At 64.0% G+C, this 7,513-nt stretch carries 11 protein-coding genes; 2 read left to right on the plus strand and 9 right to left on the minus strand.

What is annotated here, in order from left to right:
• The 8 genes from OXU42_13700 to OXU42_13735 all read right to left on the minus strand — a co-directional run.
• Positions 1–428 (minus strand): NADH-quinone oxidoreductase subunit L (locus tag OXU42_13700; GenBank protein MDE0030443.1); only part of this gene is annotated, 428 nt, incomplete at its 3' end.
• A gap of 17 nt (positions 429–445) precedes the next feature.
• Positions 446–778: an NADH-quinone oxidoreductase subunit NuoK gene (gene nuoK, locus OXU42_13705; protein MDE0030444.1), complete on the minus strand. Its 333-nt coding sequence runs from the start codon at positions 776–778 to the stop codon at positions 446–448.
• An 11-nt stretch (positions 779–789) separates the two neighbouring features.
• Complete coding sequence (locus OXU42_13710; protein ID MDE0030445.1) at positions 790–1,296, minus strand: NADH-quinone oxidoreductase subunit J; 507 nt, start codon at positions 1,294–1,296, stop codon at positions 790–792.
• Positions 1,297–1,444: 148 nt separating this feature from the next.
• A complete protein-coding gene (locus OXU42_13715) occupies positions 1,445–1,984 on the minus strand; it encodes a 4Fe-4S binding protein (protein MDE0030446.1) in 540 nt (179 codons plus the stop codon).
• A 24-nt stretch (positions 1,985–2,008) separates the two neighbouring features.
• A complete protein-coding gene (nuoH, locus tag OXU42_13720) occupies positions 2,009–3,226 on the minus strand; it encodes an NADH-quinone oxidoreductase subunit NuoH (protein ID MDE0030447.1) in 1,218 nt (405 codons plus the stop codon).
• 7 nt (positions 3,227–3,233) lie between these two features.
• A complete protein-coding gene (locus OXU42_13725) occupies positions 3,234–4,370 on the minus strand; it encodes an NADH-quinone oxidoreductase subunit D (protein ID MDE0030448.1) in 1,137 nt (378 codons plus the stop codon).
• Between the two features lie 87 nt (positions 4,371–4,457).
• Positions 4,458–4,964: an NADH-quinone oxidoreductase subunit C gene (locus OXU42_13730; GenBank protein MDE0030449.1), complete on the minus strand. Its 507-nt coding sequence runs from the start codon at positions 4,962–4,964 to the stop codon at positions 4,458–4,460.
• Positions 4,965–5,001: 37 nt separating this feature from the next.
• Positions 5,002–5,379 carry an NADH-quinone oxidoreductase subunit A gene (locus OXU42_13735; GenBank protein MDE0030450.1) on the minus strand — a complete coding sequence of 126 codons (378 nt, stop codon included), beginning with the start codon at positions 5,377–5,379 and terminating at the stop codon, positions 5,002–5,004.
• Between the two features lie 200 nt (positions 5,380–5,579).
• On the opposite strand from OXU42_13735, the gene OXU42_13740 reads away from it, so the two are divergent.
• Positions 5,580–6,572, plus strand: a complete 993-nt coding sequence (locus OXU42_13740; protein MDE0030451.1) for an ABC transporter substrate-binding protein — start codon at positions 5,580–5,582, stop codon at positions 6,570–6,572.
• Positions 6,573–6,633: 61 nt separating this feature from the next.
• Positions 6,634–7,182 (plus strand): hypothetical protein, encoded by a 549-nt coding sequence (locus OXU42_13745; protein ID MDE0030452.1) that lies wholly within the window; start codon positions 6,634–6,636, stop codon positions 7,180–7,182.
• Here the strand turns inward: OXU42_13745 and OXU42_13750 are convergent.
• Positions 7,183–7,513: bifunctional 3,4-dihydroxy-2-butanone-4-phosphate synthase/GTP cyclohydrolase II (locus OXU42_13750; protein MDE0030453.1), on the minus strand; the 331-nt coding region annotated here is incomplete at its 5' end. It abuts the gene before it with no gap.

Here is a 7,513-nt window from a genome sequence, read left to right on the forward strand (position 1 = left end):
ACCAGCAGCAGCATGGAGAAGGTGAACAGGTTCAGGTAGGCGAAGTAGCGCCACAGGGAGCGGTCCTCGTGCATGTAGCCGATGGAGTAGAAGTGGATCAGGCCGCCGATGCCGCTCACCACCAGGATCATGATGGCCGACAGGGGGTCCACCCAGAAGGCCACGTCCACGCTGAACGAGCCCATGGGGATCCATGTGTAGAACGCGTCGATCAGGAAACGCTCCTTGGCCGGGAGCCCGAGCAGCCGGCCGAAGGCCCACAGCGAGAACAGGAAGGACAGGGTCACGGGAGCGCAGGCGATGAACGCCACCGCGCGCTTGCCCCATTGCTCCTGGATGCGGGCGCCCAGCAGGCCGTTCACCGCCGCGCCCAGCAGCGGGAACAGCACGATCCAACGCAGAAAATCGGTTTGAACGGGGTGGTCCATGGCGCGCTGACTCGGTTCTAATCCTTGAGCGTCTCGGTGGCCTCGACGTCGATGGTGCTGAAGAGCTGGTAGATGGCGAGGACGATGGCGAGGCCGATGGCGGCCTCGGAGGCGGCCAGCATGATGATGAACACCGTGTAGATCTGCCCGTCCACCTGCCCGGTGCTGAAGTGCGAGAACGCCACGTAGTTCAGCCCGGCGGAGTTGAGGATGAGCTCGACCCCCAGCAGGATGCTGATGGCGTTGCGCCGCGTGAGAACGATGTAGATGCCCAGCGCGAACAGGATGCCGGACACCACCAGGTAGTGCTTCAGCCCGACGTCCGCCAGCAATGCAACGTATTCAGCCATCTCGCGAGACTCTATTCCTTGATTTCCTTGCGCGACAGCGTGATGGCGCCGATGAGGGCCACCAGCAGCACCACCGCGGCGATCTGGAACGGCAGCAGGTACTCGCCCAGGAAGAGGTTGCCTATGGCCGCCGTGGTGGGCTCGAAAGCCACTTCCTTGGCCTTCGCCCAATCGGTCCCGGCGATGGCGTAGACGAGGATGCACAGGAAGACCGCGCCCGCCACCAGTCCGGGGATGCGCCCCACCGTCCGGTTGGTGATGTCGATGTCGCTGATCCGGTGGGTCAGCATCACCGCGAACAGGATCAGCACGAGAATGCCTCCCACGTAGATCAACACCTGCACCGCCGCCACGAAGTCCGCGCCCAGGAACACGTAGAGCGCGGCCACCCCGCCGAAGGTGCCCAGCAGCGAGAACGCCGAGTGCACGATGTTGCGCGAGAACGCCACGATGCACGCGGACCCCACCACCACCAGGGCAACCAGGTAGAAAACGAGGACGTGTATGGGAATCTCCATGATCGTATCAGCCTTTTGATGGGAGCAGCCTTTTGATGGGAGGTCTACCGGCCCGTATCAGACGAATGGGGCCGGCAGTAGGTGCACCGCGGCGGCGGGAACAGCAGCCTTCCGGCGATCAAGCCTCGCGGATCCGGCTTCGTGGCCGTCAGTTTTCCGGTTCGGCTATCTCGTCCAGGTACCTCTTTCCGATATCCACCTTCTGAACCATCCGGGGTTCCGTCTCTCCGCCCTTCTTCGGCTTGTACAGAGGCACTCTCTCGGTCACGAAATGACGCACCAGACCGGCGGGATTGTTGCAGGCGCCCTCGAACTCTTGAGTGTGGCGAATGGATCCCGTGGGGCAGGCCTCCATGCACAGCCCACAATACATGCACTTGCATATGTCGATGTCAAACAGGGTGAAGTCGCGCTGGTTCGTCTCGGTGTTCCGTTCGATGCCGATGGCGATGCAGTTGATCGGGCACACCCGCTCGCACGCCAGGCACCCGGTGCAGATGTCCATGTCGACCTCGAGGATGCCGCGGTAACGCAGGGGCAGAGTGTCCTGCACCTGCTGCGCGATGCGGTCGGGATACTGCACCGTGGAGGGCTTGCGCACGAAGTGCGAGAAGGTGATGGACATGCCCTCGAAGATGCTGCTCACGGTATCCTTGATGTTCCCGAAGTATGCGATGACTGCGCTCATGACGTTTCCCCGCTTTCGTTATCCCTAGACGTAGGGCTTGAGGTAAAGCTCGGGGCGCGAGTGCCTGATCTGGTAGGCCACCCGCCACATGAAATAAACGATTACCAGCACCGTGAAGCCCAGGGTCGCCAGGCTCAGCGCGGGGTTTCCCTCGGGCCAGATCACCAGCAGCACGATGGTGCCGAACAGGCACACGAACGCGATGGGCACCATGTATTTCCAGCACATGGCCATGAGCTGGTCCACCCGCACCCGAGGCAGGGTGCCGCGGATCCACATGGCCACCAGGACCCACAGATATGACTTGGCGAAGAAGACCGTGAACTCCACCACGCCCTTGGCCACCGGATGCTCGGCCATGGTCACGCCGAAAATGGTCGCCGGAATCTGCCAGCCGCCGAGGAACAGGGTCGTCGCGATGGCGCCGATGACGTACAGGTTGCCCCACTCCGCGAAGAAGAAGAACAGGAAGCGCATGCCGCTGTACTCGGTCACGTAGCCGGCCACCAGCTCTGACTCGGCCTCGGGAATGTCGAAGGGCGTGCGGTTGCCCTCGGCCAGCGCCGAGGTGAAGAACATGAAGAAGGCCACCAGGGTGAAGGGGTTGTAGAAGATGAACCAGTCCTGCGGCGCCCAGCCCTGGGCCTGGATGATGCCCTGCATGCTCAGGGTGCCGGACAGGAAGATCACCACCAGCACCGACAGCCCGGCGGGGATCTCGTAGCTGACGATCTGCGCGGCGGAGCGCATGCCGCCCAGGAGCGACCACTTGTTGTTGGACGACCAGCCCGCCATCAGGATGCCCACCACCGCCAGCGAGGTGATGGCCAGCAGGTAGAGGATGCCGATGTTCAGGTCGGCGGGGATCAGCCAGCTTCCGAAGGGGATGACGACGAAGGCCCCGATGAACCCGGCGAAGACGACGTACGGCGCCAACAGGAAGAGCTTCCTGTCGGCCGACGCCGGGACGATGTCCTCTTTCTGGATGTTCTTGACGCCGTCCGCGAGCCACTGGAGGATGCCCTGCGGCCCGACCCGGTTGGGGCCGACGCGGGACTGCATGCGCGCCCACACGCGCCGCTCGAGCCAGCTCGTGACCCCGGCCAGCGGCGCGACGAAGAACGACAGCACGGCGAAGGCCACGAGGATCGCCGCCAGCGCATAGCCCACGGACACCGGGATGGCCCCCGGCAGCAAGGCCTGTATCAGGGACTGTATGAGGTCTTGAATGGTGGATTCCATCGCCAGCCTAACGATCGATCTCCGGAGCGTCCACGTCCAGGCTCGCGATCAGCGCGATCAGGTCCGCCACCATGATCCCCGGGCTGATCTTGTCGATGATGCTCATGGCGGTGAAGGAGCCGGTGCGGATGCGCACCCGGTAGGGGTACTCGCTGCCGTCGCTGACCACGTAGTAGCCCATGTCCCCGCGCGGCGCCTCGATGCGCACGTAGGTCTCGCCGGCGGGCGGCTTGAACTTGCGCGCCACCTTGGCGACGGCCGGCCCGTCGGGCATCTTGTCGAGGCACTGGCGCAGGATCTTGCAGCTCTCCATCAACTCGCGGATGCGCACGTAATAGCGGTCGTAGGAGTCCCCCAGGGTGCCGCGCTCGCCGCGCCCCACCGGCACCTCGAAGTCGAGCTCGGGATAGACCGAGTAGGGGATGTCGCGGCGGATGTCCCAGTGGACGCCGGAAGCCCGCAGGTTGGGACCCACCAGGTTGTACTGGAGCGCGTCCTCCTTGGAGATCACCGCGACGTTGGCCAGCCGCTCGATGAAGATCTTGTTGTACGACAGCAGCCGGTTGTACTCGTCGACGATGGGCTCGAAATGGTCCAGGAACGCGGTGATCCGCGCGCACGTCTCGGGCTTGATGTCGTAGCCGACGCCGCCGATCCGGAGGTAGTTGTAGGTGAGGCGAGCGCCGCAGATCTCCTCCATCAGGTCATTGATGCTCTCCCGCTCCCGGAGGGCATGCAGGAAGGGGGTGATGGCGCCGATGTCCTGCCCGAAGGTGCCCACCGCGATCAGGTGGCTGGCGACGCGGTTGAGCTCGCAGGCGATCACCCGGCAGTACTCGCCCCGGGGCGGCACCTCGACGTTGCCCAGCCGCTCCGCCGCCATGCAGAAGCCCTGGTTGGCGAACATGGCGGCGAGATAGTCGGCGCGGTCGGTGTAGGGGACATAGCCGTGCCACGTGCACTTCTCGCCGATCTTCTCGATGGAGCGGTGCAGGTAGCCGACGTCGGGGATGGCCTCGTTGATGACCTCGCCGTCGGTCTTGACCACGAACCGCAGCACGCCGTGGGTGCTCGGATGCTGCGGCCCCACGTTCAGGGTCATGTCTTCGGTGTGCAAGCCGGTGTGTTCGGCAACCTCAGCCATGATGTCCTTCCTTCGTCAACGACACGGACACGGACGGGTTTGAAACCCGCCCCTACAATTCGACCGCGGCACTCTGCCGCGACCCGTCTAGCGCATGTTCTCCGGAACCAGCGGCTCGCGTTCTGTGCTGATGCCGTCGTACTCTTCCTGCTCCACGAAGTCCTTGCGCAGGGGATAGCCCACCCAGTCCTCCGGCAGCAGGATACGGCGAAGGTCCGAGTGCCCTTCGAAGACGACTCCGAAGAGATCGAACACTTCCCGCTCGAACCAGTTGGCGACCTTCCAGACGTCCTCCACCGTCGCGATCCGGGCCGCGTCCCGGTCCACGTCGGCCTTGATCACAATCTGTTGCGGAGGCTCGTACGAGTACAGGTGGTAGACCACCTGGATGACGTTCTCGGTGGGGAGATCCACCGCCGTCAGGTCGGAAAGCACGCTGAACTTGAGCGCCCCGTCGTCCCGCAACGCCAGGCACACTTCCTTGAGGTTGGCCGCGTTGATCTTGAAGAACGGGTCCAGACACTCTTCGTCAAGGTCCGTGGCGGCCCCGGGGCAAAGCTCGTTCACGCGCTCGAATATCTCTTTTGCCGTCATGTCGTCGATACCTGCCTGGTGGCTGTCCGTCGCGAGACTAGTTCTTCACCCACTCCAGGTCGCCCTTGCACCAGTCGTAGATGAGGCCCAGGAACACGATGAGGGTGAAGACGGCGATGGCGCCGAACGCGAACAGTCCCGCGTCGTTCTGAAGCCAGTCGCGGAACACGACCGCCACCGGGAAGATGAAGGCAATCTCCACCTCGAAGATGATGAAGATCAGGGCGATGAAGTAGAACCGGACGTTGAAGTTGACCCACGCGCTCCCGGAGGCAGGCTCGCCGCACTCATAGGTGGAGAGCTTGCGGAGCTGTGGGTTGGAAGGCCGCAACAGGCGACCGATCAACAGGTTCACCCAGACGAAGGCCGCACCCAACAACGTGAATACCAGCACGCTGGCGAAGTCAAAAAGCATGGTTCCTCGGGTAAGATAAAGAAATCAATAACCTTTTGCAGTCGGTCCCTATATACACACAAAAGCCCTTGCCGGTCAACAAACCGGCCCCCGCGCCCCGCCGCCATCCTTACACTGCCCAACCATTCCTGTTACCTTATCCGGTGGCCGGCGTCGACCGGCAAGACACGGGAAAGATCAATCCGGGAGAGATCAAACGCATGGCAAGAGTAAGCATCACCGTCGCCTGTTGGGACTATGACCGGACGCGCCCCCTGCAGGAAGGCCGCGTTCCGGTGGAGGGGGTCGACCTCACCTACCTGCCGTTCCGGGTGGAGGAAACCTTCTGGCGCATGCTGCGCTACCAGGACTTCGACGCCGCCGAGATGTCCATGGGCTCCTACATGATGTCCCGGGACAAGGGCACGCCGCGGTTCGTGGCGATCCCGGTGTTCCCCTCCCGCGCGTTCCGGCACTCCGGCATCTACATCCATACCGGCTCGGGCATCAAGGAAGCCGCCGACCTGACGGGCAAGCGGGTGGGCGTCCCCGAGTACCAGATGACCGCGGCCATCTGGCAACGCGGCATCCTGCAACACGAGTACGGCGTCGATATCGAGAAGGTGAACTGGTTCACGGGCGGCGAAGAGACGCCCGGACGGGAGGAAAAACTCCGTCCGGATCTGCCCGAGACCCTCTCCATCACCCCCATCGGCCCGGGCCAGACCCTCTCCTCCATGCTGGAGAACGGCGAAATCGACGCCCTGGTCTCGGCCCACATGCCGTCTCCTTTCGTGCGCCGCTCGCCCAAGGTGGCGCGGCTGTTCCCGGACTTCCGCTCGGTGGAGGAGGATTACTTCCGGAAGACGGGAATCTTCCCCATCATGCACACCGTGGTCTTCCGGGAGGACGTGTACGAGCGCCATCCCTGGGTGGCACAGAACCTCTACAAGGCCTTCTGCGAGTCCAAGCGGCTGTGCGCCGAGGCCATGTACGAGTACTCCGCGCTCAAGTACATGATGGCCTGGTCCATCGAGCAGATGGAGAAGGAAAGGGAGGTCCTCGGACCGGATCCCTGGGCCTACGGGCTGGAGTCCAACCGCCACGTCCTCGAGACGCTGGTGGGCTACGCCCACGAGCAGGGCCTCATCAAGCAGCCGCTGGCGGTGGACAGCCTGTTCGCGCCGAGCACGCTGAACGAGTTCAAGGTATAGGTACAGGTCCTTGGCCGACCCCGAGAAACCGGGCGCCGACGCCCCTCCGACGGAAGAATCCGTGGCACCGGAGCCGGCGGAGATCGGCCCCGACCCCGCCATCCAGGAAACCAAGTGGTGGATCGACACCGGCATCCGGCGGGGACAGGAACCCGCCGAGCGCGAACCCAAGGGCGTGATCGAGCGCTGGGCCTTCGAGCTGCTGAAGGACTACCGGCAGGAACGCGCGCTCCAGAACATCGTCGACATCAACGGCCAGGTCCTGCGCGAGCTGGGCAACAACGACGACCGCTGGGTCCACGTATCCCTGGGCGTCGGCGAGTTCCCCCCCAAGCGCCTCAACCACATCAAGGACGCCCTGCGCATCCCGCGCTACGCCCGCGCCCTCGCCATCGACGCCGGCTACTCCGTCCGCATCCTCGTCACCGGCGACCCCCCCGGCGAGAAGCTCCTGGACATCAACTTCACCGAGTCGCCGTCCCTCGACTACTGGATCAACGGCGAACTGATGGAGGAGCAGATGTTCCGCTCCATCGACGACGCCCTCAAGCGCCTGCGGAACTCCGTGCACCGGTACCTGCGGAAGGACTCCGCCGACGCGCCGGCGTAGTCACCCCGCCGCGCCGGGCCTTCCTATCGTGTTGGGTGGGGTGGTGAAGGAGACGGAGCTGGTGATCTCGAGGCCGTAGCCGGAGAGGCCGACGAGGTTGCGGGGGTTGTTGGTGACGAGGCGGAGCTTGCGCACGCCGAGGTCGCGGAGGATTTGGGCGCCGATGCCGAAATCGCGGAAGCTCCGCTGCTTTCCGGCCTCGTCGGTGCGCAGGCCCTTGCCCTCGGGCTGCAGGTAGAGCAGGACGCCGGCGCCTTCCTTGTCGATCAGCTCCATGGACTGCTTGATGACCGAGCCGGTGTCGAAGAACTCGAAGCCGAAGACGTCGCCG

It is taken from the genome of Deltaproteobacteria bacterium, assembly GCA_028818775.1.
Lineage (GTDB): Bacteria > Desulfobacterota > Binatia > UBA9968 > JAJDTQ01 > JAJDTQ01.

Excerpts from the sequence above, each read along its gene's own strand:
- nuoK (MDE0030444.1), bottom strand. The coding sequence starts at position 778 with ATGGCTGAATACGTTGCATTGCTGGCGGACGTCGGGCTGAAGCACTAC.
- OXU42_13710 (MDE0030445.1), bottom strand. The coding sequence starts at position 1,296 with ATGGAGATTCCCATACACGTCCTCGTTTTCTACCTGGTTGCCCTGGTG.
- OXU42_13715 (MDE0030446.1), bottom strand. The coding sequence starts at position 1,984 with ATGAGCGCAGTCATCGCATACTTCGGGAACATCAAGGATACCGTGAGC.
- nuoH (MDE0030447.1), bottom strand. The coding sequence starts at position 3,226 with ATGGAATCCACCATTCAAGACCTCATACAGTCCCTGATACAGGCCTTG.
- OXU42_13725 (MDE0030448.1), bottom strand. The coding sequence starts at position 4,370 with ATGGCTGAGGTTGCCGAACACACCGGCTTGCACACCGAAGACATGACC.
- OXU42_13730 (MDE0030449.1), bottom strand. The coding sequence starts at position 4,964 with ATGACGGCAAAAGAGATATTCGAGCGCGTGAACGAGCTTTGCCCCGGG.
- OXU42_13735 (MDE0030450.1), bottom strand. The coding sequence starts at position 5,379 with ATGCTTTTTGACTTCGCCAGCGTGCTGGTATTCACGTTGTTGGGTGCG.
- OXU42_13740 (MDE0030451.1), top strand. The coding sequence starts at position 5,580 with ATGGCAAGAGTAAGCATCACCGTCGCCTGTTGGGACTATGACCGGACG.